Annotated in this window: 21 protein-coding genes and 1 pseudogene; 8 read left to right on the top strand and 14 right to left on the bottom strand. The window is 68.1% G+C overall.

Annotated features, from left to right (window positions below):
- Positions 1-97: 97 nt before the first annotated feature.
- Positions 98-220, top strand: a pseudogene (locus ACFOY6_RS13570) (IS5-like element ISRso1 family transposase); the annotation flags it as partial.
- Positions 221-264: 44 nt separating this feature from the next.
- Here the strand turns inward: ACFOY6_RS13570 and ACFOY6_RS13565 are convergent.
- From ACFOY6_RS13565 to ACFOY6_RS13550, 4 genes are read right to left on the bottom strand one after another with little or no spacing between them, the layout of a single operon-like run.
- Entirely contained in the window at positions 265-1,413 is a 1,149-nt protein-coding gene (locus ACFOY6_RS13565; RefSeq protein WP_379651216.1) for a glycosyltransferase, read from the bottom strand.
- Between the two features lie 7 nt (positions 1,414-1,420).
- Positions 1,421-2,476 carry a hypothetical protein gene (locus ACFOY6_RS13560; protein WP_379651214.1) on the bottom strand — a complete coding sequence of 352 codons (1,056 nt, stop codon included), beginning with the start codon at positions 2,474-2,476 and terminating at the stop codon, positions 1,421-1,423.
- A complete protein-coding gene (locus tag ACFOY6_RS13555; protein WP_379651212.1) occupies positions 2,473-3,960 on the bottom strand; it encodes a glycosyltransferase in 1,488 nt (495 codons plus the stop codon). The genes ACFOY6_RS13560 and ACFOY6_RS13555 overlap by 4 nt, the downstream gene beginning before the upstream one ends.
- Positions 3,957-5,279 carry a hypothetical protein gene (locus tag ACFOY6_RS13550; protein WP_379651210.1) on the bottom strand — a complete coding sequence of 441 codons (1,323 nt, stop codon included), beginning with the start codon at positions 5,277-5,279 and terminating at the stop codon, positions 3,957-3,959. Before ACFOY6_RS13550 ends, ACFOY6_RS13555 begins: the two co-directional genes overlap by 4 nt.
- 373 nt (positions 5,280-5,652) lie before the next feature.
- On the opposite strand from ACFOY6_RS13550, the gene ACFOY6_RS13545 reads away from it, so the two are divergent.
- Positions 5,653-6,492, top strand: a complete 840-nt coding sequence (locus tag ACFOY6_RS13545; RefSeq protein ID WP_379651208.1) for a WcbI family polysaccharide biosynthesis putative acetyltransferase — start codon at positions 5,653-5,655, stop codon at positions 6,490-6,492.
- A gap of 301 nt (positions 6,493-6,793) precedes the next feature.
- Positions 6,794-8,416: an ABC-F family ATP-binding cassette domain-containing protein gene (locus ACFOY6_RS13540; protein ID WP_379651206.1), complete on the top strand. Its 1,623-nt coding sequence runs from the start codon at positions 6,794-6,796 to the stop codon at positions 8,414-8,416.
- A gap of 36 nt (positions 8,417-8,452) precedes the next feature.
- Here ACFOY6_RS13540 and ACFOY6_RS13535 read toward each other — a convergent pair whose 3' ends face one another.
- From ACFOY6_RS13535 to ACFOY6_RS13505, 7 genes are read right to left on the bottom strand one after another with little or no spacing between them, the layout of a single operon-like run.
- Positions 8,453-9,475 carry a UDP-glucuronic acid decarboxylase family protein gene (locus ACFOY6_RS13535; RefSeq protein WP_379632514.1) on the bottom strand — a complete coding sequence of 341 codons (1,023 nt, stop codon included), beginning with the start codon at positions 9,473-9,475 and terminating at the stop codon, positions 8,453-8,455.
- Positions 9,472-10,584, bottom strand: coding sequence for a CgeB family protein (locus ACFOY6_RS13530; protein WP_379651204.1), 1,113 nt, complete (start codon positions 10,582-10,584; stop codon positions 9,472-9,474). The genes ACFOY6_RS13535 and ACFOY6_RS13530 overlap by 4 nt, the downstream gene beginning before the upstream one ends.
- Positions 10,581-11,666, bottom strand: coding sequence for a CgeB family protein (locus ACFOY6_RS13525; protein WP_379651202.1), 1,086 nt, complete (start codon positions 11,664-11,666; stop codon positions 10,581-10,583). Before ACFOY6_RS13525 ends, ACFOY6_RS13530 begins: the two co-directional genes overlap by 4 nt.
- Positions 11,663-12,793, bottom strand: a complete 1,131-nt coding sequence (locus tag ACFOY6_RS13520; protein ID WP_379651200.1) for a CgeB family protein — start codon at positions 12,791-12,793, stop codon at positions 11,663-11,665. The genes ACFOY6_RS13525 and ACFOY6_RS13520 overlap by 4 nt, the downstream gene beginning before the upstream one ends.
- Positions 12,790-13,908, bottom strand: a complete 1,119-nt coding sequence (locus tag ACFOY6_RS13515) for a glycosyltransferase family 4 protein (RefSeq protein ID WP_379651198.1) — start codon at positions 13,906-13,908, stop codon at positions 12,790-12,792. Before ACFOY6_RS13515 ends, ACFOY6_RS13520 begins: the two co-directional genes overlap by 4 nt.
- Complete coding sequence (locus tag ACFOY6_RS13510) at positions 13,905-15,008, bottom strand: SDR family NAD(P)-dependent oxidoreductase (protein WP_379651196.1); 1,104 nt, start codon at positions 15,006-15,008, stop codon at positions 13,905-13,907. The genes ACFOY6_RS13515 and ACFOY6_RS13510 overlap by 4 nt, the downstream gene beginning before the upstream one ends.
- Entirely contained in the window at positions 15,005-16,120 is a 1,116-nt protein-coding gene (locus tag ACFOY6_RS13505; RefSeq protein WP_379651194.1) for an NAD-dependent epimerase/dehydratase family protein, read from the bottom strand. The genes ACFOY6_RS13510 and ACFOY6_RS13505 overlap by 4 nt, the downstream gene beginning before the upstream one ends.
- Positions 16,121-16,474: 354 nt before the next feature.
- On the opposite strand from ACFOY6_RS13505, the gene ACFOY6_RS13500 reads away from it, so the two are divergent.
- The 4 genes from ACFOY6_RS13500 to ACFOY6_RS13485 are packed head-to-tail and all read left to right on the top strand — an operon-like array spanning position 16,475 to position 19,814.
- Positions 16,475-17,557 (top strand): inositol-3-phosphate synthase, encoded by a 1,083-nt coding sequence (locus tag ACFOY6_RS13500; protein ID WP_379651192.1) that lies wholly within the window; start codon positions 16,475-16,477, stop codon positions 17,555-17,557.
- A gap of 9 nt (positions 17,558-17,566) precedes the next feature.
- Positions 17,567-18,181 (top strand): histidine phosphatase family protein, encoded by a 615-nt coding sequence (locus ACFOY6_RS13495; protein ID WP_379632524.1) that lies wholly within the window; start codon positions 17,567-17,569, stop codon positions 18,179-18,181.
- Positions 18,178-18,927 (top strand): TIGR04290 family methyltransferase, encoded by a 750-nt coding sequence (locus ACFOY6_RS13490; RefSeq protein WP_379632526.1) that lies wholly within the window; start codon positions 18,178-18,180, stop codon positions 18,925-18,927. The genes ACFOY6_RS13495 and ACFOY6_RS13490 overlap by 4 nt, the downstream gene beginning before the upstream one ends.
- Positions 18,927-19,814, top strand: a complete 888-nt coding sequence (locus ACFOY6_RS13485; RefSeq protein WP_379651190.1) for a beta-xylosidase — start codon at positions 18,927-18,929, stop codon at positions 19,812-19,814. The genes ACFOY6_RS13490 and ACFOY6_RS13485 overlap by 1 nt, the downstream gene beginning before the upstream one ends.
- Before the next feature lie 45 nt (positions 19,815-19,859).
- Here ACFOY6_RS13485 and ACFOY6_RS13480 read toward each other — a convergent pair whose 3' ends face one another.
- From ACFOY6_RS13480 to ACFOY6_RS13470, 3 genes are all read right to left on the bottom strand, one after another.
- Complete coding sequence (locus tag ACFOY6_RS13480) at positions 19,860-20,846, bottom strand: Gfo/Idh/MocA family protein (RefSeq protein ID WP_379651188.1); 987 nt, start codon at positions 20,844-20,846, stop codon at positions 19,860-19,862.
- Positions 20,843-21,841: an MDR/zinc-dependent alcohol dehydrogenase-like family protein gene (locus ACFOY6_RS13475; protein ID WP_379651186.1), complete on the bottom strand. Its 999-nt coding sequence runs from the start codon at positions 21,839-21,841 to the stop codon at positions 20,843-20,845. Before ACFOY6_RS13475 ends, ACFOY6_RS13480 begins: the two co-directional genes overlap by 4 nt.
- A 315-nt stretch (positions 21,842-22,156) precedes the next feature.
- Positions 22,157-23,794: an FAD-dependent oxidoreductase gene (locus ACFOY6_RS13470; RefSeq protein WP_379651184.1), complete on the bottom strand. Its 1,638-nt coding sequence runs from the start codon at positions 23,792-23,794 to the stop codon at positions 22,157-22,159.
- 154 nt (positions 23,795-23,948) lie between these two features.
- Between ACFOY6_RS13470 and ybaK the strand changes: the two genes are divergently transcribed.
- Entirely contained in the window at positions 23,949-24,431 is a 483-nt protein-coding gene (gene ybaK / locus ACFOY6_RS13465) for a Cys-tRNA(Pro) deacylase (protein WP_379632543.1), read from the top strand.
- Positions 24,432-24,433 lie beyond the last annotated feature (2 nt).

Below are 24,433 nucleotides of genomic sequence, written 5' to 3'. Positions count from 1 at the left end.
CCGGTTTGTGCTGCTTCCTCGCCATCTCAACCTCCTCCCCTCCGCGTCCCGCTAATCTCACATCAGCGGCGGTACACTTTTAAGGGGGCAGGTCAACCAGACAAGGGGCTGGATGATCCGCTGGAGCCGCCTAGTTCGTGATTACGAAGGTCGCTGCGACGTCTCCGAAGCCATGACCCGCATCGGTATGGGCGTGCTCCTCCTCAGGCGCATCGCCCATCGACGACTATTCTCAAGCGGGCGTTTGGACGGCCAAAATCGAACTCATGCCTTGGCCGTATCCAGTGACGGTTGGAGAGCCACGCCGCGCTCGATGGCTTGGCCAAGTAGATCGATCCCTCGGCTGATGTTCAGCGCGTATGAAAAGTATAACGCACGAGAGGCAAGTTCGATTTCTTCCTGGAGCGACGAATTTTTGGTGTACTCGCACATCATCTCTGCACAGGCTTCTACGCTTTGTAGCTTATGGGCCTCGTGCTGCACGGGCAGACCGATGAAGGCATCGACCGTACCAATGACAGGCCGACCGTAAGACAGCGCCTCCACTGTCTTGATCTTCAGGCCTGTACCACCAAGCATTGGGTTGATGACGCATTGCACGTCGTTGTAAAAATCTTTTAGCTCTTTCACGAAGCCAAAGCGGTATGGCGAGGTCTTCAGCGTCAGAGGCTGCTTGAGGATACTGCCTGCCAGCATCCAGTCCATGGCTGGACCCGATGCAAGAGCATCGTCTAATGCCTGGATCGATCGGATGTTCCATGGATTGCCGCTCCCGAGATAGCCGAATGTAAAGCGGGGCGGCTTGTGGCTTGGCTCCATCAGAAAGCGCGGCGGCATCAGGTGCCCAATCACCATCGCCGGTACGTCAACACGCGACGCGATTTCTGCTGTCTCCCGGTCTTGGATGCCAAGCAGGAGATCGGCTCGGTTGAAGCCGCGGTCTTCCTCGGAAAGGCTGGTAAAGTACCAACGCGGCTCCATTCCTTCACGGATCGCAATCTTGTGGCGATCTCCGAACAGATCGTGCGTATCGATAATCTTGAGTGTGTTGTCCAGCCCGACCAGGACTTTCGACATCCACACATAGTTCACCAGCACGGCGTCGTAGTGCTTGCGCGCGTGCAATTCGGCCACCGCGGCGCAGAGGGCGTCCGGGCACCAATCATCCAGGCCCCAATGGCGAGCGAATTTGGGCTCCGGCAGCGGTAAGGAGGGAAGAAAATGAAACTCGTTCCAGAACCTCTCCATCTCCTCGCGAGACTGCGCGGTAAGACCTTCCATGCCATAATAAAAAAAGTCGAGCTTCAGGCCCCGCTCGCCCAACTGCGTGGCAAGAGAAAGGATGCGCGCTGCATTGCCTTGATCGGATGGGAAGCTAGGAACCGGCGAGACAACGAGGATATTCTTGCTCATGGTCTCCTCACGCGCTGAGTTCGATACGGTCGACACAGGCAAAAAGCCTTGTCACCTTATCATCGGCCATTTTACTTTCACGCACCCATATTCCTAGCACAAGCGGATCTGACAGGTCGGGCGGAAGGTCTATGGAAAGTGCACCAGATGTGTCCGACCAGATTTCAGCGCGGGGTTTCACGACCTCGCCGTTGAGGAGGAGTCTAGCCTGCTGCAAATTGGTCACCGATATCGTATTGGGCAGGATGACGCGCAGCCGGCGATAGCGGTGGCTGACCGGGCCGAGCAATATGCGCAACTGGTTGCGGCCTGTGCCCCAAAGCCAGGAATAGCTGGCATCTCCCTCTACCGTGCCTTCGCCATCATGCACCAAGCTGAGCGCCGAGACCGACGCGTTTGACCAGGCAGCGTAATCGTCTGCCAGATAGATTATGATGGTGTCGTTCTCAGCGCCATGCAGGCTTGCGGCACTTTTAAGATCCACCGACACGGATTTTCCAGCGATCTCGAAGGCTCTGGACAGTTGGCCCGTATCCATGATCGGGCTGACGAAACAGAAGCTCTCTTCGTAAGATCCTTGCACGAACTTGACCACGCAATGCCCCTTGTAGCCCACCGCATAGAGTGGTGGCTGGCTGTCGCAGAGCCGGTCGGCTGCCAACAGCAGCAGGGCAGGTTGTACAGAGCACTGGCCGAGTGCAGAGGCAGCTGATGCGCTGTTGTCCGCATGCATCGCCACGAGCAGCGGACGGCCATCACTCAAAGCCGCGCGCCGAGCTGCGGGAAGGGCTTCGGCAAATGGCAGGATACTGCGCCGCCCGCCATATTGGCGGAACCCTGCATAGAACTCAGCTCCTTTTTCGGGGATATTCTCCGGAAACAGGCCTAGCTCGCCCTTCCCACCCGAGAGGAGAAAGAGAGACAGCGGATAAAGCGTATCAAGCAGATAAGAATTGGGTGCTACCGTATCGACTAGCTCCAGGGTGAGTGCGGCGAAACGCGGCGCAACCGAAAGATCAGCAGAAAGGCCTGGAGCGAGGGGCAAACTGGCGGGGGTCATCATTCGAACATTCCCTGCAGAACAAGATCCACTCCGGTCTGTAGGCCCACCTCGTCGGGCAGCTGCTCAGCCTCTACGGCAACGTTGTGAAGTTGCCAGCCACTGGGCAAGATCTCCTGCAGCAGATTCGGGCGCTGCAGACTGATCGCGGCAATCTCTTTGGGCGAGGCCGCATTGAGCCTGATGATCATGCTGCCGCGCAATCCCCGCAGCCGCTCAGCGATATCGTCGCGCAGCGTTGGTGCGGTCAACGGAAAAGAAAAATTCCGCACGCCGGTCTGCGGTGGCGTGGTAGCCGCTGGCCGGTGTTCGGTGCTGGCGGCTATGATGTCGAGATAGCTTCGGGCAATGGTTTCTGGCGCCCATTCATTGCGTGCCCACCGCAACGCCTTTTCGCCCAGAGAAGCCCGCAGATCAGGATTCCTGATGAGGTTGGACAGGCCGTCCGCCAGTGCGGGCACGGCGTTGGAAATGGGAATGTGCATCACCGCGTCGGGTGGCAGCTCCGCATAAGCTGCTGTACGGTTCACCACGCAGCAGCGTCCTGCAGCAATGGCCCGGGCCAGCGTACCGGAACTCTCACCAACCGAGGGAAAACGCAAATTCACCAGAATATCGCAGGCAGAAACCCATGAATTGAGCTGCTGCTCAGTGAGATAGCCGCTGATCCAGGTCCGGGCTTTGACCTCAGGGTAGCGGTCGATCATACCTGAGAGGTCATATTCCTCAGGCCGTTCTTTGCCGGCATGCACCCAGAAAAAATCCACACCAGCGGCCACCATTAAGTCGAGTGCCTGTACAAGCCAGTCGAACCGCTTGGCTGCGGTGGCAAAGCCAGAGGTCAGGATGAGCGGCACGCCGGCAGGGATCTTCAAGGCAAGGCGCGGGTCTTCGTGCTCATCCTTCTCGGGCGTCAGCGCCAGGTGCGGCACCACATGCACGTGCTCGGCGAGTTCCGCGCCATAGAGCAGGCGTATGCGGTTCTTGGCAAAACGCGAATGCACGATGACGGCCGAGCTCAGTGTCAGCACTTCATGCAGCATGTCGAAGAGAGCGTAGTTGGCGAGGGTCTTGATGTTCTCCTTAAACCAGTGGCGGACGAACACCGACCCGAGCTTCTCGTTTCCAGCGAGCATGTTATTGGACAGGACTGACCTGGACGACTGAGCGCTCTCGTAGAGATAATGCAGGTTCTGGTCGTGCAGCGTCGTCACGCCACCCCATTTGCGCAATGCATCCAAGACGAAAATATGGCCTGGATTGTTGCCGATCTGGTGCAGGACGGGGTCGCCCGACCGGATGTGACGGAAAGCTTGGGCTGGATCGCGGATCACCGCGCCAGCAGGCAGAATGCCGTCGGGTTGATGCGCATAGACGGCGCAGGGCTTCAGCGGCTGCAGCGCCGAGATCAAATGGTAGCTGTAATCCGCAATGCCGTTCTGTTCAGGGGGTATCGGCGTAAAGATTGCCAGCGCGCGCTCGCTCATTGCGCGCCGGCTCCGTCCTGCCGGTAGTAAAATTTGGCCTTGGTCGCCGCTATCGCGAGAATGCGGGTGTCATTGGTCCCCTCCGAGGTTGCCGGGCTGCCGGCATGGAAGCTTTCGAGCCGGACAGACTGCCCGAAAACCGCACTCGAGTTCTGCGGAGGTACCCAGGACACGTTGAAGGCCTGATCTGTCCTGCTGGTGGTAATGGCGGTGAATTCGACATCATCCACCACCGCACGCACCAGCGGTTCCTCAGCGCCGTAGGCGCGTGTAATCACGAGATCGACTTTGGCCAGGGGCAGGTGCGGATAAGGGTTGTTCAGCAAGCCCGTCTGGCTCATCCAGCGGAAGGGACCCTTGTCGTTTTGCTCGACGTCATACCAGCCGAAGGCAAAGTTCTCCGAATCCACATCGATCTCGACTTCATCAATAGCCTTGACGGCGACTTTAGCCGCGGTCGGGCCGAGCGTGTTGGCCCGGGCCTCGCTCAAGGCCAACAGGAAGCTTGCTGGGTCGCTCTTCTGCTCGAAGGCATTGGCCACGTTGTCGAGGAGGATCGAGGTGGCGTACTCGATGAAGGCATCCACCCTCTCCTGTTGCAGAGCCAGGCGGCGCTGGAAACTGCCGCTCAGCATCTCGGTCTGAATTGAAATCTTCTTCTGCGCCTGCCTCAGCTCCTCCTCGAGCTTCAGCAGCCGAGAGGCCTCTGCCGAAGGATCGACACGCGCATAGGTGAAATTGGCCAGCGGATGATCGATACCGCTGACATGAAGATCGACAGAGAGGCCGCTCTCTACGAAATCCGACGGGCGGATGGGTACCGCGAAGCGGCAATAAGCGCCGCCCGTATCCTTGCCGACGGGCGGCTCCACCACGACAGAGCGGATAACCACACCGTTGGTGCGTATAAATGCATTGGGGACGGAAACAGCATTACCGTTCAGATGAAGCGTGCCGCGCAACAGGCCTGCCTCCAGAGACAGGTCTCGCGCCTCGATCTCACCCTGCCCGACCAGCGCCATTACATCCTCAGAAGACTTGATCAGTAGAGGTGCTGCGATTTCTTCCTCTCCCACACAAATGCACAAATTCACCGGAAGCTGTACATTGGGAAAGCTGTTCACCGGAAGATCGAGGAATTGTCCCGGCTCAAAACTCTGCTCCACCTTAAGCGAACTGATCGGGATTCCTCGGGCAAGCACCTCAATATCTCCTGCGATACTGCAGGCCTCACCAAAGGTGAGGCGCAGGAAGCGTGGCAAGGCAGTGACACGCTGCAGGCTGGGATGAGGAAGCGTGGGGCTGGAAGGTGCTGTCATTCTGGTGCGCCAAAACCATCCTTGGGGGCAAGATCGCCTCGAGAGGCAATATTGCCGGAGGGAGATAAAGTCGGAGTGGGGCAGGGCCTTGCCACAGCTTGGATGGCTGTTTGCCGGAGCTGATTCGCAGGGAGCATTCCCAACATCACGCCGCATTGTTCGGTGAAGCATAAGCTAGCGTCAGCATTGCGGCAATAACAATCTCAGGCTTGGTCTTCTTAAATAAACACTGAACGTATTTCAGAATTAAGGCTGCTTATAATAAACATTCGAAGACGATAAAAATTCGAAAGCATGCTTGACAGCTACAGTTCCGCCATAGTAAAATTCTTTACATTGCCCTGCACCGAGCCGGATGGATTGGATCAGCAGCTTGAGTCATATCGTCATCGTTGGTAATTGTCAGGCCCAGTTCCTCGAGGGAATTTTTGCCATCGCTGGCACGGTCCCTGTGGAGAAACTTGCTCCCAACTTCACGTTGACGGACGCAGACCGCGACCATGTGCTCGAGAAGTTGGATGCGGCTTCATTCATTTTCTTCCAGCGCACAGCCGATGAATTCAAGCAGGAATGGCTGCGCAGCCGGTGGATCACCGAGCGTTACGCCGGAAAATCTTTGATTTGGCCGAATGTGTATTTCGATGGTTACTTTCCCGGGACGCGTTATATTTATAACTCGAGCGGCAAGCTGCAAAGCCCGCTGGACGAGTATCATCTCGCTCCTGTTCTGCAGGCTTGGAAAGAAGGCCAGGACGAGGCCCAGGCGCTAAAGCGCCTGCACGAGGACACGTGTGGCACGCCCGATCCATTTGCGGCGTCCCTGCAGAACCTGCGTGACCGGGAACGAGATTGCTCGATTCCCATGTCTGATTTCATCGAACGTGAAATCTACAAGACAAAGTGCTTCTACACGCCGAACCATCCCCATACATATGTTCTGGTTGAGCTGGCGAAACGCCTCGCTGAAGCCGCCAATGTTCCCTTGAATGTCGAAAAGGCTCTTACTTGGCCTTATCATCTCGATAGAATAGATCTGCCCGTATTCCATTGGATTGAACAGAAATACAAGCTCAGCTTCTCAGGGCGCGGCCTCTACAAGGGTGTGAGCATAGACGCCATCGAGGGGGCGCGCGTTACAGTGGGTGCTCCCTGCATCTATGATCCACAAACGCTCGTGCAGAAGTTCTACAGTATCTATCGAGCGGCGCTTTAGCCCGAGCTTGACCGGCAGGCGGCGTGGCGGACAGCCGAGGTGAGGTAAGGGCGCGTCGGTGCGCATCGCTGCGGGCGGCCGAATGGCCATGGGTGGGGATGATCGCCGCCATCGGGTTCGGCCAGACCTCTCCGGGAGCTTGCCCGGCCAACGGCCGGCCTTCTGGCGTCGCCTCCGGGAGTACGGCCGGCCATCCTTTGGCTCCATCCGCCACAGCCTGGCAGTCTCCATGCCCTGGATGGTGTTCGGCGGCGGCTGGCGTGGCATAAGCGCGCCTGAACCGCTTTCAGCCCTGGGCCCCATGATCCGTCTAGACAACATCAGCAAGCAGAACGGCCAGCAGCTTCTCTTCATCGAGGCCTCCGCGGCCCTCCAGAAGGGTGAGAAGATCGGCCTCGTGGGCCCCAACGGCGCGGGCAAGACCACCCTTTTCCGCATGATCACGGGGCAGGAGCCGCCGGATGAGGGGCTGGTGCTGGTCGAGCGCGGCGTCAGCATTGGCTTCTTCAGCCAGGATGTGGGGGAGATGTCCGGCCGCAGCGCGGTGTCCGAGGTGATGGACGGCGCCGGCGACGTCAGCGCCGTGGCCGCCGAGCTGGCGGCGCTGGAAGCCGCCATGGCCGACCCCGCGCAGATGGACGCGCTGGACGCCATCATCGAGCGCTTCGGCGAGGTGCAGGCGCGCTTCGAGAGCCTGGGCGGCTATGCGCTGGAGGGCCAGGCGCGCGAGGTGCTGGCCGGCCTCAGCTTCAGCCAGGCCATGATGGATGGCGATGTGGGGGCGCTCTCCGGCGGCTGGAAGATGCGCGTGGCGCTGGCCCGAATCCTGCTCATGCGCCCCGACGTCATGCTGCTGGACGAGCCGAGCAACCACCTCGACCTGGAGAGCCTGATCTGGCTGGAGCAGTTCCTCGCCGGCTACGAGGGCGCGCTGCTGATGACCTCGCACGACCGCGCCTTCATGAACCGCATCGTCAACAAGGTCATCGAGATCGATGGCGGCGCCCTGACCTCCTATTCCGGCAGCTACGAGTTCTACGAGCAGCAGCGGGCGCTGAACGAGAAGCAGCAGCAGGCACAGTTCGAGCGCCAGCAGGCCATGCTGGCCAAGGAGATCAAGTTCATCGAGCGCTTCAAGGCGCGCGCCTCGCACGCCGCCCAGGTGCAGAGCCGCGTCAAGAAGCTGGAGAAGATCGACCGCGTCGAGCCGCCGAAGCGCCGGCAGACGGTGGCCTTCGACTTCATGCCCGCGCCCCGCAGCGGCGACGACGTGGTCAACCTGCGCGGCGTGCACAAGCGCTACGGCGACAGGGTGATCTATGAGGGGCTGGACTTCCTGGTGCGCCGCAAGGAACGCTGCTGCGTGCTCGGCACCAACGGCGCCGGCAAGTCCACGCTGCTGAAGCTGGTGGCCGGCACGACCGAGCCGGATGCGGGAACCGTGGCGCTCGGCGGCAGCGTGAAGATGGGCTATTTCGCGCAGCACGCCATGGAGCTGCTGGATGGCGACCGCTCCGTGTTCCAGGCGCTGGAGGATGCCTTCCCGCTGGCGGCGCAAAGCTCATTGCGCGCCCTGGCCGGCTGCTTCGGCTTCCCGGGGGACGAGGTGGAGAAGAAGTGCCGCGTTCTCTCAGGCGGCGAGAAGGCGCGGCTGGTGATGGCCCGGATGCTCTACGACCCGCCGAACTTCCTGGTGCTCGACGAGCCGACCAACCATCTCGACATGGCGACCAAGGAAATGCTCATCGCAGCCCTCGCGCAGTACGAGGGCACCATGCTGTTCGTCTCCCACGACCGGCACTTCCTCGCGGCGCTGTCCAACCGGGTGCTGGAGCTGACGCCGGAGGGCATCCACCAGTATGGCGGCGGCTACACGGAATACGTGGCCCGGACCGGCCAGGAGGCGCCGGGGCTGCGGCACTGAGCCGCGCCCGGCGTGGCGGGCAGCCCCGGCCCGGTCTCAATCCGCCGCCGACAGGGGCATCGCCGCGGGGGTCAGCGTTCTGACCGCTCCGGCCGGCGCTTCCGCCTTGCGGAACCATTCCAGCGTCGCGCGCAACCCGTCGGCCAGGGGTGTTTTGGGGCCCCAGCCCAGCACCTCCCGCGCCCGGCTGATGTCCGGCTTGCGGCGGCGCGGGTCGTCCTGCGGCAGCGGGTGGTAGGTGACGGCCGAGCGGTGCCCGGTCAGCGCCAGGACATCCTCCACCAGCTTGTGCACCGTCTGCTCGTTGGGGTTGCCGAGGTTGACCGGGCCGGGCTGCGGCCCGTCATGCGCCATCAGCCGCACCAGCCCGTCCACCAGGTCATCGACATAGCAGAAGGAGCGGGTCTGGCTGCCGTCGCCGTAGATGGTGATGTCGGCGCCGGCCAGCGCCTGGGTGATGACGTTGGAGACGATGCGGCCGTCATCGGGCAGCATGCGCGGGCCATAGGTGTTGAAGATGCGCACCAGCCGCACCTCCGCCCGGCGGGCGCGGTCGAAGTCGAAGCACAGCGCCTCGGCGGCGCGCTTGCCCTCGTCGTAGCAGGCGCGGGGGCCGGTGCAGTTGACGTTGCCGGAATAGGTCTCGACCTGCGGGTGCACCTCCGGGTCGCCATAGACCTCGCTGGTCGAGGCCTGCAGGAAGCGGGCGCCGTGCCGCTCGGCCAGGCGCAGCAGGTTCCGCGTGCCCAGCACGTTGGTCATCATGGTGTGCTCGGGGTCCGCCTGGTAGTGCGGCGGCGAGGCGGCGCAGGCCAGGTTGAACACGCGGTCCAGCCGGCGCGGCAGCGCCGAGGCCGGCAGCTCGTCGATGATGTCGGCCTCGATGAAGGTGAAGCGGGGCGAACGCCGGAGGTGACGCAGATTGCCCCCCGAGCTGGTGAGCAGGTTGTCCACGCAGAACACATGCGCGCCCTGGGCGATCAGCGCATCGCACAGATGCGAGCCGAGGAAGCCGGCCCCGCCGGCAACCAGGACATTCCGTGGCTTGGATGCACTCATGCGCTTTCTCTTTCATCGGCCTGGTGGCGGGTCGTCCTGTCTCGCCTCGCACCGCGCAGCAGGGCCTCGAGCTGCGCGGCGCGGTGCTCCGCCGTATGGGCGGCGAGAATCCTGCGGCGCGCGGCCTCGGCCTGGCGGTCGCGCGCCGTGTCGTCAGGGTCGAGCAGGACCGGCAGGACATCCTCCGCGCCATCGGCGAGCAGGATCTCGGTGCCGGGGGAGAGCACGTCCTCGATGCCGCTCCAGCGGTCGGAGATCACCGGGCTGCCGCAGGCGGCGGCCTCGAACAGCCGCACGCTGGGGCTGAAGCCGGCCCGCACCATGTCGGCGCGGGTGACGTTCAGCGTGTAGCGGCTGGCACTGTAGAAGGCGGGGTGCGCGCTGGGCGGCACGTGTTCCAGCCGCTCCACATTGGCCGGCCAGTCGATGCCGGCCGGGTATTGCGGCCCGGCCACGGCGAAGCGCAGATGCGGCGCGCGGCGGGCCGGCTCCAGCAGCAGCCGCTCCAGCACCGGCTGGCGGTCGGGGCTGTAGGTGCCGAGATAGCTGAGGTCCCAGCGCCGCGGCGTCTCCACCGGACGGTAGGCCGCCGCATCCACCGAGCAGTACAGCGCCCGCGCCATCGGCGAGTCGTAGCGCCGCATCAGCAGCTCCAGCGTCGGGCCGCCGGTGAAGGAGCAATACAGGTCGTAGCCGGGGATCAGCGCGGGCGAGAGGTATTCCTCGTCGCCCTTCTCCAGCTTGGCCAGGGTGACGGGCGTGTCGATGTCGTAGAAGGCGCAGACGCCGTCCTTCATCCCCTGGGCCATCTCCTGCGCCATGCGGCCGACCGCGACGCCGTCCGGCACGTAGGAGCCGACCATCACCGCGTCGGCGGCCGCGATCTCGCCCTGCCAGCGGCGCAGATCGTCCAGCTCCTGGTAGAGTTCGAGGCGGCAGAAATCCGGCGCCGGCATGTCGCGGTGCGCGGCGTACCAGGGCTTGTCGCGCTCCAGGAACAGCACCGCGTGGCCGCGCTGCGCGAAGGCGCGCAGCAGGGCGCGGAAGGTGGTCGCGTGCCCGTTGCCCCAGGAGGAGGACAGGGTCAGCCCCAGCACCACCAGCCTCATGCGGCGTCCTTCCGCGCGAGCGCCGCGCGCAACAGCGCATCGACCTCGGCGCCGCGGCGCGCATAGGTGTGGGATTCGAGGACACGGCGCCGCGCCGCCGCGCCGATGGCCTGGCTGCGCTCCGGCGTCAGGGCCGCGACATGGTCGGCGACATCCTGGCCGTCGCGCGCCACCAGCACCTCCTCGCCCTCCTTCAGGAACATGTCGAGCCCGACCCAGGCGTCGGTGATGAGGCAGGCGCCGGCGCCGGTGGCCTCGAAGACGCGGGTGGCGGGCGACCAGCCGGTCTGCGCCATGCTGTCGCGGGCGATGTTCAGCACCGCCAGGGGCGAGGTGTTGAAGGCGTTGTGCTCGCGCGTGTAGACATGGCCGAGATGGCGCACATTGCCGCTCATCGGCTTGCTCTCCCAGCCATTGCCGCCGATCAGGAAGGCGCGCTCCGGCAGCAGCGCGGCGGGGCGCAGGAAGAACTCCTCCACCCGCGTCTCGCGGTCCGGCAAACGGTTGCCGAGGAAGGAGAGGTCCGCCCTGAAGCGCGGCTCGGCCGGCACCGGGTGGTGCGTGGCGGGATCGACCGCGTTGTAGACCGGCACGCAGCGCCGCGCGCCGAGCCCCTCATAGGCCGCGACCACCGGCGGGCCGCCGCCATAGGTCAGCACGAAATCCAGCTTCGGCAGGGTGCGGCGCAGCGGGTGGTCCGGCTGCGGCGTGATCTCGGCCAGGGTCGCCGGCGCGTCCACGTCCCAGAAGATGCGGATGGCGCCGGGGCGGGCGGCTTCCATGACGCCCTCGATCAGCTCGTTGTCGAACACGCCGACGCCGCTGGCCTTGACCACCACATCGGCCTGCCGCGCCTCGGCCACCACGCCGCGCAGCGCATCCTCCGTCGCCGGATAGACCACGACGCGCGCCCAGTCCGGCGGCTCGATGTCGCGGTGCTGCTGCCGGTCGAAGGCGTCGGGCTCGTAGAAGGTGATGTCGTGGCCATAGTGGGACAGCTCGTGCAGCATGCCGCGGTAGTAGGTGGCCGCGCCGTTCCAGTAGGAGGACAGCAGGCTGGAGCCGTAGAAGGCGATCCTCATGCGGCGTTTCCCATCATCTTGGGCCCCCTCGTCTCGGGTGAGGTCATCAATGTGTCGGCGATGGCCAGCAGTTCGCGCATGCGGTGCTCGCAGCCATGCCGGGCGCGCACGGTCTCGAGCCCGTGCGCCACGAGGGATTCGCGCAGCGCCGCATCCTCCCGGATCGCCGCCATGTGGCGCCGCATCTCCGCGCCGTCGCGGGCGACGAGGTAGTCCGTGCCGGGGCGGAACAGCGTCTCGCTGTCCTCCCAGGGCGCGCTCAGCAGCGGGATGCCGCAGGCCAGCGCCTCGAAGACACGGATGGTGGGGATGCCGGGGAGCAGCCGCGTGTAGTAGCGCCGCGGCACATGCACGGTGGCGAGGTGGCGCGCGAACACCTCCGGCGCGCGGGCATTCGGCACCCAGCCACGGTAGCGGGCGCCATGTTCCGCGAGCCTCGCCCGCGCCGCCTCCGGGTAGCGCACGCCGTGGATGTCGAGAGGCAGGCGCGCCTCGCGCGCCGGGCGCAGCAGGAAGTCCTCGATCTCGGCGCTGCGCTCGCCATCGCCCCAGTTGCCGATCCACACCAGGCCCTCGCGCCGCTCCTCGGCGGCGGGTGGATGGAAGTGGCGCAAATCGGCCGCCTCGTGCCAGACCCAGACGCGGTCGCCCCAGCCCCAGCGGCGATAGACGGCCGCCAGCGTCTCGCCGAAGGCCAGCACGCCGTCATAGCCGGAGAGGTCGAAGGCGCGGATCGCCTCAGGGTCGCTGACCGCGCGGTGATGCGTGTCGTGGAACAGCAGGCGGAAGCGGCCGCCCCGCGCGCGCAGCCGGCCGATGCGCGCCACCACCGCCGGATCGTTCCATTCATGGACGATGATCAGACCGGCCTCGCCCAGCGCGTCCTCGATCTCCGCCGCGTCCCCGTAGCTCTGCGAGGCGAGCTCCGGATAGGCGGCGCGGAATGCGTCGAGCCCCGCCTCGCCGGCATCGCGGCGCAGGTTCTCCAGGCTCCAATTGCCCTTCGGCTCGAAGACGGAGACCTCGTGGCCATGCAGCACCAGCTCGCGCAGCACGCCGCGCAGGAAATGCGCGTTGCCATGGTTCCAGCAGGACAGCAGGGAATGGGTCAGATAGGCGATCTTCATGCCGGCGCCTCCATGGCCTGGGATGCGGGGACGAGCGCGCGGTAGAGGCCCAGCGTCGCCGCGACCATGGCCTCCGCGGTGTAGCGGGCGGCGCGCAGCCGGGCGGCCTCCGCCCGCGCGCGGCGCAGCCGGGGCGAGGCGGCGAGACGCCGCAACGCCGCCGCGAAGCCCGCCGCGTCGCCGGGCGGCACATAGTCGGCGGCGCCGCCCCAGATCTCGCGGAAGGTCGGGATGTCGGAGAGCACCAGCGGGCAGCCCGCCTGGGCCGCTTCCAGCACCGCCAGGCCGAAGGGCTCGTAGCGCGCCGCCGAGGCGAAGAGAGGGCGCTGCGCCAGGATGCCCTGCATCGCCGCGCGGTCGAGGCTGCCCCGGCCCTGCAGGTGGCGCAGCGCGACACGGGCACCGCCCGGCCCTGCCACCGGCCCGGCCGCGAGGAGGGGGAAGGGGAGCTCCGCCGCTGCCGCATCCAGCGTGGCGACGTCCTTGCCCTCGTCCCACAGCCGCCCTGCGGTGAAGGCGAAGGGCAGGGCGGCGGGGGCGTGCGGCACCGCCCAGGGGGGAATGCCGTTATGGACCAGCCGCGGCCGCTCCGGCAGGCCGTAGAGCGCCTGGGTCGCCGTGGCGAAGGCCGCGCTGGGGGCCGCCAGGAGGTCCGCCGCGTGGTAGCCCTGCGCCAGCAGGTCGCGGTGCCAGGCGTAGGCGGCCGGCAGCGGCCCGGGCTTCACCGCCGCCCACCAGCTCGCCAGGCAGGAATGGCAGAAGGCCAGCACCGGCACGGGGAAGCGGTTGCCGGCCGCGAGGGCTGGGCTGTTGAGGTGCAGCAGGTCCGCGCCGCTCTCCCGCACCAGCGCCGCGAGCCGCCGCCCGCTTTCCTGCACCGCCGCGGCGTCGGGCGCCATCCAGTCGAGCGGCAGCCCGGTCTCGAGCAGGCGCAGCCCGGGGAGGGCCGCCGCTTCCAGCCGCTGCGCGGCGCCGGGCGCGGGGCCCAGCACCGCCAGCGTCACCTGCATCCGGCGCGCCAGCAGGCCGCGGCACAGAGCCATGGCGTAGGACCAGACCCCGCCCACGGCATCCGCGGTCACCAGGATGTGGAGGGGCCGGGCAGCCAGCCTCACGGCGCGGCGCCCACCACGTCCAGCGCCGTGCTGCCCTGCCGGCTGTCCAGCCAGCGCGCCAGGGCGGCGATGCCGCGCTGCCAGGGCGTTGGCTCGCCCAGCGCCAGCTGCTCCCGCACCCGCCGCGTGTCGGACACGTAGTAGCGCTGGTCGCCGGCGCGCCAGTCGCCATAGACGGTCTCCACCGGATGGCCGATCTCCGCCTCGATGGCGGCGATCACCTGCCGCAGGCTGACCGCGTTGCCGGGGCCGCCGCCCAGGTTGAAGGCCTGGCCCTGCACCTGGCCGATCCGCCGCCAGGCAGCGATGTAGGCGTCCACCGCATCCTGCACCTGCAGCAGGTCGCGCACCTGGCAGCCATCGCCGAAGATGGTGATCGGCTCCCGCCGCAGGGCGCGGATCAGGAAATGCGCCACCCAGCCCTGGTCCTCCGTGCCCATCTGCCGCTCGCCATAGATGCAGCTCATGCGCAGCACGGCGGTGGGCAGGCCGAAGGAGCGAGCATAGTCCAGCACATACTGCTCCGCCGCGCCCTTGGAGCAGCCATAGGGCGTGTGGAAGTCGAGCGGGCGCTGCTCGCCAATGCCGGTGGCGCGGATCGCCGGATCGGCCGGCACATACGCGTCGCCGCTGCGCTCCAGCGCGATGTCGGGCAGGTTGCCGTATACCTTGTTGGTGCTGGCGAAGACCAGCGGCACCGCCTCGCCGCGCCGGCGCAGCGCCTCCAGCAGGGTGAAGGTGCCGCGCAGGTTGACGTCGAAATCCTCGCGCGGGTCGGCGAGGCTGGTGGTCACCGCCACCTGCGCGGCGAGGTGGAACACCGCCTGCGCGTCCTGCGCCGCCGCCTGCACGGCGGCGTCGTCGCGCAGGTCAGCGATCACCGGGATCATCCGCGCGCCATGCTGCTGTCGCAGCCATTCCAGGTTGGCCGCGACGCCGGGCCGGGCCAGCGCATCGAACACCAGCACCTCATGCCCGTCGCGCAGCAGGCGGTCGGCCAGGTTGGAGCCGATGAAGCCGGCGCCGCCGGTGACCAGCACCGGCTTCCTCCGCTCCCCTGGCCGCAGCGCCGGCGCGGCGAGCGGACCCGGCCCGCTCACGCCACCAGCCCCCGGGTCTCGAGCTCGCTGCGCGCCTGCTGCACCCGGTCCTCCGCCTGCTGCCGCGCCACCCACTCGGCGAGTTCCGCGAGGTCGGCCTGGAAGTCACGGTCCACGCCGAACCCCAGCTCCCTCTGGATCTTGCCGATGTCGGCGATGTTGTGGCGGATGTCGCCGCTGCGCGTCTTGCCGGTGATCTCGGGCGCCAGATGCGGCTTGCCCATCGCCGCCGCCAGCGCCTGCGCCACCTCCGTCACGGTGCGGTCATGCCCGCTCGCGACGTTGTAGACCTGGTTGGCGGCTTCCGGCCGCTCCAGCGCCAAGTGGAAGGCGCGCGCCACATCCTCGACATGCACGAAGTCGCGCCGCTGCAGGCCATCCTCGAAGATCACCGGCGGCTGGCCGTTGTGCAGGCGGGAGGCGAAGATCGCCAGAACGCCGGTATAGGGGTTGGAGAGCGCCTGGCCCGGGCCGTAGGCGTTCCACAGCCGCAGCGCCACGCCTTCCATGCCGTAGGCCGGCGCCAGCGTCAGGGTCAGGCATTCCTGCGTGTGCTTGGAGATGGCGTAGACCGAGGCCAGCGCCGGGCGCTTGCTTTCCGGCGTCGGCACCGGCCGCAGCGGGCGGCCCTGCGCGTCCAGCGGGTCCCAAGGGGCGTCGGGGCCGCGGCGCGGCGTGCGCCGCACATCCTCGTGCAGCACGCCGTCGGCGTCCTCATACAGCCCCTCGCCATAGATGCTCATGGAGGAGGCGACCACCACGCGCTTCACCGGCGCGTCGATCAGCTGCTGGAACAGCACCGCGGTGCCGAAATCGTTCACCGAGACGTAGCGGTCCACCGCATACATGCTCTGGCCGACGCCGACCTCGGCCGCGAGATGCACCACGCGGTCCGCGCCGCGCAGAGCCCGCCGCACCGCGTCCGGATCGCGCACGTCGCCGTGCTGGAACTCGGCGTCCGGCTCCAGCAGGTCGGGCCGGCTGCGCTCGCCGTGCACCTGCTCGATCAGGCTATCCAGCACCCGCACATGATAGCCTTGCCGCAGCAGCCGCCGCGCCAGATGGCAGCCGATGAAACCACCCCCGCCGGTGATCAGAACAGTCTCTTGCACTCTGGCAATCCCCCTGCGTCGAGGCCACGAAGCGTTCCGCGCATCCGCAGGAACAAAGAAGATGATGTAGAAGCTGAACCGCCCCGCTACGGCCAGGTTCCCGATTCCGCCGCCGCCATGATGAGGCTTGGAATGCCCTGACTGGAGGCCCAAACCCTTCTATCCACAAGGGTTGCAGCGCGCCTCCGTCCTGCGCCGCAGGATCACAAAGATGTCATGCAGACGAAGGAACAAAGAAGCTGGTGCGGAGTTGTGGCCACCATGCGCTGTGACGTTCTAGCCTGAGCGGCGTGGCCGGACGCCTGCCCGGAGCATCTCCGGAAGCGGGTGGCATCGTTGAAGCAAGGAGGATTCGTGTCGGCATCCAGGTCTCTTCGTGTCGGCATCGTCGGTGTCGGCAACTGCGCCTCCTCTTTCGTGCAGGGGCTCTCCTACTACCGCGACGCCGATGTGAACGAGCCGATCCCCGGGCTGATGCATGCCGATCTGGGCGGCTACCATGTGCGCGACGTGGAGGTGAGCTGCGCCTTCGACGTCAACGCCGCCAAGGTGGGCCGCGATGTCGCCGATGCGGTGCTGGCCGCCCCCAACAACACGCGCCTCTTTTCCAGGCCCGTCCCCACCGGGGTGAAGGTGGAGCGCGGCCCGACCCTGGACGGCCTCGGCCGCTACGTGCGCGGCTCCTTCGAGGAATCGCAGGCGCCGGCCGCCGATGTCACCGACATCATCCGCCGCAGCGGCACGCAAGTTCTCGTGTCCTACCTGCCGGTCGGCTCGCAGCAGGCGAGCGAATGGTACGCGGAGCGCGCGCTGGAGGCGGGCTGCGCCTTCGTCAACTGCATCCCCGTCTTCATCGCCTCGGATGCGCGCTGGCAGAAGCGCTTCGAGGAGCGCGGCCTGCCGATCATCGGCGACGACATCAAGAGCCAGGTCGGCGCCACCATCGTGCACCGCGTGCTCGCCAACCTGTTCCGCGAGCGCGGCGTGCGGCTCGACCGCACCTACCAGTTGAATTTCGGCGGCAATTCCGACTTCCAGAACATGCTCGAGCGGGAGCGGCTGGAATCGAAGAAGATCTCCAAGACCCAGGCCGTCACCAGCCAGTTCGACGTGCCGCTGCCGGCCAATGACGTGCATGTCGGCCCCAGCGACTACGTGCCATGGCTGGAGGACCGCAAATGGGCGCATATCCGGCTCGAGGGCACTGCCTTCGGCGGCGTGCCGCTGAGCCTGGAGTTGAAGTTGGAGGTGTGGGATTCGCCCAACTCCGCCGGCATCGTGATCGACGCGGTGCGTTGCGCGCGTATCGCGCTGGACCGCGGCCTGTCCGGCGCGCTGACGGCGCCTTCCAGCTATTTCATGAAGTCGCCGCCCAAGCAGTACACCGACCATGAGGCGCGCGAGCGCACGCTGCGCTTCATCCAGGGGCTGGACTGACCGCGCGGCATGGCGCTGACGCTGTTCCTGCTGCGCCACGCTGCGCATGACCGCGTGGCGGACACGCTGTGCGGGCGCATGCCGGGGGTCGCGCTGGGCGCCACCGGGCGGGCGCAGGCCGCGGCCCTGGCGGCGCGGTTGCGCGGCGAGGCGATCGTGGCGCTGCACACCAGCCCCGTCCAGCGCTGCCGCGAGACCGCCGCGCCGGTCGGCGCGGCGCTGGGCCTGTGCCCGCAGGCCGAGGAGGCACTGGCCGAGATCGATTTCGGCGACTGGACGGGCCGCCGCTTCGACGCGTTGCAGGACGACCCGCGCTGGCATCACTGGAACAGCGCGCGCGACGCGGCGGCGGCGCCGGGCGGCGAGTCCATGCAAGCGGTGCAGCGCCGCATGCTGGGCTGGATCGGCGCCGCGCGGCAGCGCCAGCCGGAGGGCCGCATCGCCCTCGTCAGCCATGGCGACGTCATCAAGGCGGCGCTGTGCCATTTCCTCGGGCTGCCGTTGCAGGGCTATGAGCGCTTCGACATCGCGCCCGCCTCGGTCAGCACGCTGGCTGTCTGGGAGGGTGGCGGCAAGGTGCTGGGCCTGAACGAGCAGCCCTTTCCCCGAACGGAGGCGGCATGACCCCTGACAGGATCCGCGAAGAGGCCGCGAAGCTCGGCCCCTGGTTCCACAACCTCACCCTGCACGGCGTGCAGACCGCGCCGGAGCATGCCCTCGGCGACTATCCTGCATCCGTCTGGCAGTATTTCGGCCACGCCCTGCCGCAGGATCTCAGCGGCAAGTCGGTGCTCGACATCGGCTGCAACGCCGGCTTCTTCTCCATCGAGATGAAGCGGCGCGGCGCCGCGCGCGTGCTCGGCGTCGATTCCGATCCGCGCTACCTGGACCAGGCGCGCTTCGCGGCACGCGTGCTCGGCCTCGACATCGAATACCGCGAGTTGTCGGTCTACGATGTCGGCGCGCTGGGCGAGCGTTTCGACGTGGTGCTGTTCATGGGCGTGCTCTACCACCTGCGGCACCCGCTGCTGGCGCTGGACCTGCTGCGCGAGCACGTGGTGGGCGACCTGCTGGTGTTCCAGAGCATGCAGCGCGGCCCGCGCGAGGTGGAGCCGGCGCAGGAGGACTATCCCTTCGCGGCGGAGGAGCAGTTCGCCCGCCCCGGCTGGCCCAGGCTGCACTTCATCGAGCACCGCTATGCCGGCGATGTCACCAACTGGTGGATCCCCAACCGCGCCGGCGCCGAGGCCATGCTGCGCAACGCCGGGTTCGAGATCCTGCAAAATCCGGACCGTGAGATCTATCTCTGTCGGCCCGCCGCGCTGCCCTACGGCTCGGCCGCCGTCTACCCCGCAAGAGGCGTGCGCTGATGCTTGAATCCGTGATGATCTGGAACGAGCCCAACAACAAGTCCCACTGGGACCCGGAGCTCGACCCGGATTGGGTGATGTTCGCCGAGACGGCGCGGCTCGCCGGCCAGGCCATCCGCGCCGAGCATTCCTCGCTGCCGCGCGTGCTGGGCGGCATGTCGCCGATCGACCCGGTGTTCATCATGAAGATGCAGCAGCGCGGCGTGCTGGACGAGGTGGAGGCGGTCGCGGTGCACGGCTTCCCGCTCGACTGGAACAACTGGCTGATCCATGAGTGGCCGGCGAAGCTGAAGGAGATCCAGGCGGTCACGCACCTGCCCGTGTGGGTGTCGGAGGTCGGCGTCTCCACCTTCGGGGCGGAGGAGGTGCAGCTCTGGGGCCTGCAGCGCACGGCGGACCTGCTGATCGGGCAGGCGCCGCGCATCCACTGGTACAGCCTGTACGATCTGCCGACGCACTGGGAAGCGACGACGCGCCACCGCGAGGCCGAGGGCTCCTCCTACTACCGGCATTTCCACATGGGCCTGCTGCGCGAGGACGGCACGCCGAAGCTGGCGATGGAGGAGTTCGAGAAGCACACGCCGCATCTCGGCATCTGCCAGTGGTTCCACTACCAGGATCACCGGCTGGACGATGCGGTCACCTGGCTGAAGCGCCTGGGCGTGACGCATCTGCGCACCGGACTGTCCTGGGCCGACAGCTTCCGCCCCGACGCGCTGGCCTGGTTCGACCAGCAGATGGAGGCGCTGCGCGACTTCCAGGTGACCGCCACCTTCTGCTTCACGCCGGAGCATCGCGGCATCGCGCCGCACCACACCAGCCCGCCGCAGGTGAAGGAGGAGTTCGCCGAGTTCTGCGCCAGCATGGTGCGGCGCTACGCCGGCTGAGCGCCGGCTCGGGGCCGGGGGCTGGCTGCCCCCGGCCTTCCTCCCCTACCGCTCGTAGATGCCGTCCAGCACCCGCGCAACGTCGGTGATCCGCTCCACCGCCGGATCGTAACGCTCCCCCGCGGCCAGGCGGCGCGCCCAGTCCGCCGCGGCGCGGCCGCCCCATGCGTCGGGCGGCGCGGCCAGCACCTCGCGCGCCGTGCCGCGGTAGCGCTCGGCGGTGAAGTCGTAGAAGGAGCCATTGACGTTGCGCAGCGCCGCGCCGCCCTCGGTGCCGTAGAAGGCCGCCGAGATCATCGCGTCGCAGCCGGCCTGCAGCCGCCAGGAGCAGGCCAGGCGCAGCGCCGTGCCGTCCCGCAGGTCGATCTGCGCCGTGGCGTAGTCCTCGACCCGGCCGGGCCGCGCGCCGAGCCGCTCGCCGCCCGCGAACAGCGTGCCCGACACCGCCCCGACCGCCGGGAAGTCCAGCGTCCACAGCGCCAGGTCCACCAGATGCACGCCCAGGTCCATGACGCAGCCGCCGCCCGACTGGGCGGGGTCGTAGAACCAGGGCTTGTCCGGGCCATAGGCGTTGTGGAACACCAGATCGACGGCGTGGATGCGGCCGAGCTCGCCGGATTGCACCAGTTCGCGGATGCGCCGCATCCCCTCGGTGAAGCGGTAGGACAGGTCCACCGCCAGCAGCCGGTCGGCGGCCCTGGCGGCGTCCACCACCGCCTGCACCTCGGGCGCGGTGCGGCCGAGCGGCTTCTGGCAGAACACCGCCACGCCGCGCCGCAGGGCCTGGGCCGATTGCTCGGCGTGCAGGGCGCTGGGGGTGGCGATCACCAGCCCGTCGAGCTCCTGCGCCAGGAGTTCCTCCAGCCCGCCGGCGCGGCGGGCGCCGGGGGCCAGCCGCGTGGCCTCCTCCAGCATGGCGGGGCTGGGGTCGGCGATGGCGGCGATCTCGGCCAAGCCGGTCTCCGCGATGGCCTGCATGCGGTGCCGGCCGATCCAGCCGATGCCGAGGAAGCCGATGCGCGGGCGGCTCATGGCGCCGTTCCCTCCGGCATGGTCACCACGGCCTTGAGGAAGCCGTCCGGCCTGTCCCGCGTGGCGTCCAGCGCCTCGGCCAGGCGGTCGAGCGGGAAGCGGTGGGTGTAGAGCGGCGCCGGGTCCAGCCGGCCCGATGCCACCGCCTCCAGCGCCTCCCGCATGCCCGCCATGTAGATCTCGGGGTCCCGCTCATGCGCGTTGATCACGTCGATGCCGCGCCAGTTCCACAGCCACATGTTGACCTGCCGCGGCCCGTCCTGGTGGTAGCCGGCGACGACCAGCCGGCCGCGCTCGGCCGTCAGCTCGCCGGCCAGGTCCAGCGGCCACTGCTTGCCGACGGCCTCGATCACCCGCTCGCAGAAGCGGCCCTCCGTCAGCGCCTTCACCTGCGCGATGATGCCGTGGTGGTCCTCCAGCGGGATGGTCTCGGCCGCGCCCATGCGCCGCGCCAGGTCCAGCGAGTAGGCGCGGCGCGAGATGGCGATGACCCGTGCCCCCGCCTGCGTCGCCAGCCGTGTCAGGATGGCGCCCAGGAAGCCGATGCCGATGATGGCGACGGTCTGCCCCGCCTCGATGCCGGCGCGGCGGAAGATGTTCATGGCGCAGCCCAGCGGCTCGCCGAGGAAGGGCTGGCCCGCCAGGGCCTCCGGCAGCGGCAGCACGTGGCGCGCCTCGGCCAGGTCGTACTCGGCGTAGCTGCGGAAGGACAGGGCGGCGACGCGCTGGCCGGGGGCGAGGCCGCCTACCCCCTCTCCCACCGCGTCGATCACGCCCCAGCCCTCATGGCCCAGCCCGCCCGGGTCGCCGGGGAACTGCATCCATTCGGGGCCGGACCAGGGCGTCAGGTTGGAGGCGCAGACGCCGCAGCCCTCCAGCCGCAGCCGCACCTGGCCGGGGCCCGGCTCGGGGCGGGGCACCGCGCGGATCTCCATCCGGCCGGGGCCGGTCTGCACGGCGGCCCGCATGGTCGGGGCGGCGGGCGCTTCCCTCATCACGGTGTCTCCTGCGGGCGCGGGGAGGGAAGGGACGGCCGGACGCGGCATTCGGTTCGCAAGAGGACACTCCGCTCGATGGGGAAAGGGCCGCGGCGGCACCGGCCGCGCCCTTCCTGCCGGGAAACCAAGCCGGGCGCCGAGGGGCAGCCCGGCCGCCGTGGCAGCGCCCGCCGCACCCGGCCATGACGGCACGGGGCAGGGGGGCTTTCCAGCGGCCAAGCTTCAACAACCGGGAAGAAGCCGGGGCGGCGGCATCACAATCCCGGGAATCCGGGGCGGCCCGTCCGGCGGGGACCATCCCCCGCCGCCGCGTCAGGACAGGCGGGGCGCGGGCGGCTGGTTGCGCCGGGCGAGGCGCTGCCCGGCGATGTAGCCCCAGGCCATGTTCGGGCCGATCGTCGTGCCGGTGCCGACATTGCGCGTGCCGATCGGGTTGGCCATCGCCACCCCCGCGGCGAAGAGGCCGGGGATGACGCTGCCATCCGGCCGCAGCACCTCGGCATGGGCATTGGTGCGGGCGCCGCCCTTGGTGCCGAGGATCGAGCGGCTGAAGGGCATGGCCAGGAAGGGCGCGCGCAGGATCGGCTTGATGCCCGCCCCCCGCCTCTTGTCACCGGCCGAGGCGGCGTCGGCCCGCGCCGGGCGGCCGAATTCCTGGTCCTCGCCCGCCTCGGCGGCGGCGTTGAAGCGGGCCACGCTGGCCTCCAGCGCCTCCGGCGGCACGCCGATCAGCCGGGCCAGGGCGCCGATGCTCTCGGCCTGCCGCAGCCAGGAGGGGTCCGCCTTCGCCGCCCAGCGCACCGGCGGCACCTCCTCCGGCATCCGCGCATCGGTGATCACCCAGGCGGGCAGGTGGACGGGCTCGCCGGTCGCCGGGTCGCGCCGGTCCAGCACCTCGCCGATGTTGAAGGTCAGCTCGTTGACGAAGCGCACGCCGTGGCGGTTGACCAGCATGGCGTAGGGCTCGGTGTGGAAGGGCACCGGCTGGGCCAGCAGCCGCCCCTCGTAGCGCACCGGCACGGAGGGGGTGATGGTCGCCTGGTCCATATGCGCCAGCGCCGCCCCGGCGGCCCCGGCCATGCGCTGCCCGTCTCCGTCATGCGCGCCGGGGCTGCCGCGATAGTCGAGCGGGCCGGGGAAGTGGCGCGCCATCAGCCCCGCATCCCACTCGAAGCCGCCGGTGGCGATCACCACGCCGGCCCGCGCCGTCCATGGCTCTTGCCGGCCGCCGCGTTCCACCACCGCGCCGGTCACGGCGCCCATCTCGTCCAGTGTCAGCTCCACCGCGCGGGCGTTTAGCGCCACCCGCACCCCGGCATCCAGGCAGCCGCGCAGCAGCCCTGTCACCAGCGCCGTGCCCTTGCCGCGCGTGTTGGTCAGCAGCCGCCACAGCAGCCGCGGCCACAGTTCCAGCGCGGTGCGGTAGGGCTTGTGGTAGAGGTCGGTCGTCACCGCCTCGTGGTAGGTGAAGATCTCCGGGATGGTGGAGCGGCGGATCCGGAAGGCGAAGCGCCCCGCCCGCCAGCGGCTGAGCGGCAGGGGCGACATCATCCGCCCCCGCGCCTTCGCGCCCGGCAGGGTGCGCAGCGGGTCCGGCTCCGGCGTCAGGGCGAAGCGCAGCGGCGTGTGCGCCTCGACGAAGCGCAGCATCTCCGGCGCGGCATCGACGAAGGCGCGCCACAGCGGCTCCTCCGTCTCCGCCCAGCCTTCCGGCGCGGCGGCGCGGATATAGGCCAGGGCCTCCTCGGCGCTGTCCTCGATGCCGGCGGCGGCGGCGTGGTGGCTGGCGGGAATCCAGGTGCCGGCGCCCGACATCGCCGTGGTTCCGCCCAGCCGGCCTGTCTTCTCCAGCACGGTGACGGAAAGCCCCCGCCGTGCCGCGGTGAGGGCCGCCGTCAGCCCCGCAGAGCCCGAGCCCAGCACCAGCACATCCGTCGAATAGCCCGCCATCGCCCCGCCGCCGCTCGTGATCCCCCGATGCTCTTGGCACCGGTGCCGGATTCGCGCCAGCCCGGCGCCCCGCGCCCGGCCTTGACGCTCCTGCGGCGCACGCGGAGACAGGATTGCCCGCCGCCGCGCGGCGGCGGGGGAAGGAGACGCACCCATGAGCGTGAAGGCCACGCCCGCCACCCGCGCCGCCGAGGCCGCCGGGCTGCGCGCCCGCCTGCTGGAATACGAATACGACCCCGCCGCCGAGGCGATCGGGCTGCATGCGGCGGCCGCGCTCGGCCTTTCGCCGGCGGCCGTGTTCAAGACACTGGTGGCGGTGCTGGACACGGGCGAGCTGGTCTGCGCCGCCATCCCCTCCGATGCGCGCCTCAGCCTGAAGGCGCTGGCCACGGCGCTCGGCGCCAAGCGCGCCGAGATGGCCGAGCCGGCCCGGGCCGAGCGCGCCACCGGCTATGTGGTGGGCGGCATCAGCCCGCTCGGCCAGAAGAAGCGTCTGCGCACGGTGTTCGACGCCAGCGCGCTGGAGCAGGCCGAGATCGTGGTGAATGGCGGCCGGCGCGGCCTGCAACTGGCCTGCGCGCCGGCGGCGCTGATCGCGGCGCTGGGGGCGAAGGCGGCGCCGCTGCGGGCCGGCTGAGG

This window comes from Teichococcus aestuarii, from assembly GCF_042651065.1.
Taxonomy (GTDB): domain Bacteria; phylum Pseudomonadota; class Alphaproteobacteria; order Acetobacterales; family Acetobacteraceae; genus Pseudoroseomonas; species Pseudoroseomonas aestuarii.
Note: the sequence above shows the minus strand (reverse complement) of the source record. Positions and strands in the feature narration are given on the sequence as shown.

Bases quoted from the DNA above. Each gene is read 5' to 3' on its own strand.
- ACFOY6_RS13520 (WP_379651200.1), bottom strand. From the start codon at position 12,793: ATGAAGATCGCCTATCTGACCCATTCCCTGCTGTCCTGCTGGAACCAT.
- ACFOY6_RS13495 (WP_379632524.1), top strand. From the start codon at position 17,567: ATGGCGCTGACGCTGTTCCTGCTGCGCCACGCTGCGCATGACCGCGTG.
- ACFOY6_RS13560 (WP_379651214.1), bottom strand. From the start codon at position 2,476: ATGATGACCCCCGCCAGTTTGCCCCTCGCTCCAGGCCTTTCTGCTGAT.
- ACFOY6_RS13475 (WP_379651186.1), bottom strand. From the start codon at position 21,841: ATGAGGGAAGCGCCCGCCGCCCCGACCATGCGGGCCGCCGTGCAGACC.
- ACFOY6_RS13555 (WP_379651212.1), bottom strand. From the start codon at position 3,960: ATGAGCGAGCGCGCGCTGGCAATCTTTACGCCGATACCCCCTGAACAG.
- ACFOY6_RS13485 (WP_379651190.1), top strand. From the start codon at position 18,927: ATGCTTGAATCCGTGATGATCTGGAACGAGCCCAACAACAAGTCCCAC.
- ACFOY6_RS13470 (WP_379651184.1), bottom strand. From the start codon at position 23,794: ATGGCGGGCTATTCGACGGATGTGCTGGTGCTGGGCTCGGGCTCTGCG.
- ACFOY6_RS13530 (WP_379651204.1), bottom strand. From the start codon at position 10,584: ATGAGGCTGGTGGTGCTGGGGCTGACCCTGTCCTCCTCCTGGGGCAAC.
- ACFOY6_RS13525 (WP_379651202.1), bottom strand. From the start codon at position 11,666: ATGAGGATCGCCTTCTACGGCTCCAGCCTGCTGTCCTCCTACTGGAAC.
- ybaK (WP_379632543.1), top strand. From the start codon at position 23,949: ATGAGCGTGAAGGCCACGCCCGCCACCCGCGCCGCCGAGGCCGCCGGG.
- ACFOY6_RS13490 (WP_379632526.1), top strand. From the start codon at position 18,178: ATGACCCCTGACAGGATCCGCGAAGAGGCCGCGAAGCTCGGCCCCTGG.
- ACFOY6_RS13480 (WP_379651188.1), bottom strand. From the start codon at position 20,846: ATGAGCCGCCCGCGCATCGGCTTCCTCGGCATCGGCTGGATCGGCCGG.
- ACFOY6_RS13550 (WP_379651210.1), bottom strand. From the start codon at position 5,279: ATGACAGCACCTTCCAGCCCCACGCTTCCTCATCCCAGCCTGCAGCGT.
- ACFOY6_RS13535 (WP_379632514.1), bottom strand. From the start codon at position 9,475: ATGAGTGCATCCAAGCCACGGAATGTCCTGGTTGCCGGCGGGGCCGGC.
- ACFOY6_RS13540 (WP_379651206.1), top strand. From the start codon at position 6,794: ATGATCCGTCTAGACAACATCAGCAAGCAGAACGGCCAGCAGCTTCTC.
- ACFOY6_RS13565 (WP_379651216.1), bottom strand. From the start codon at position 1,413: ATGAGCAAGAATATCCTCGTTGTCTCGCCGGTTCCTAGCTTCCCATCC.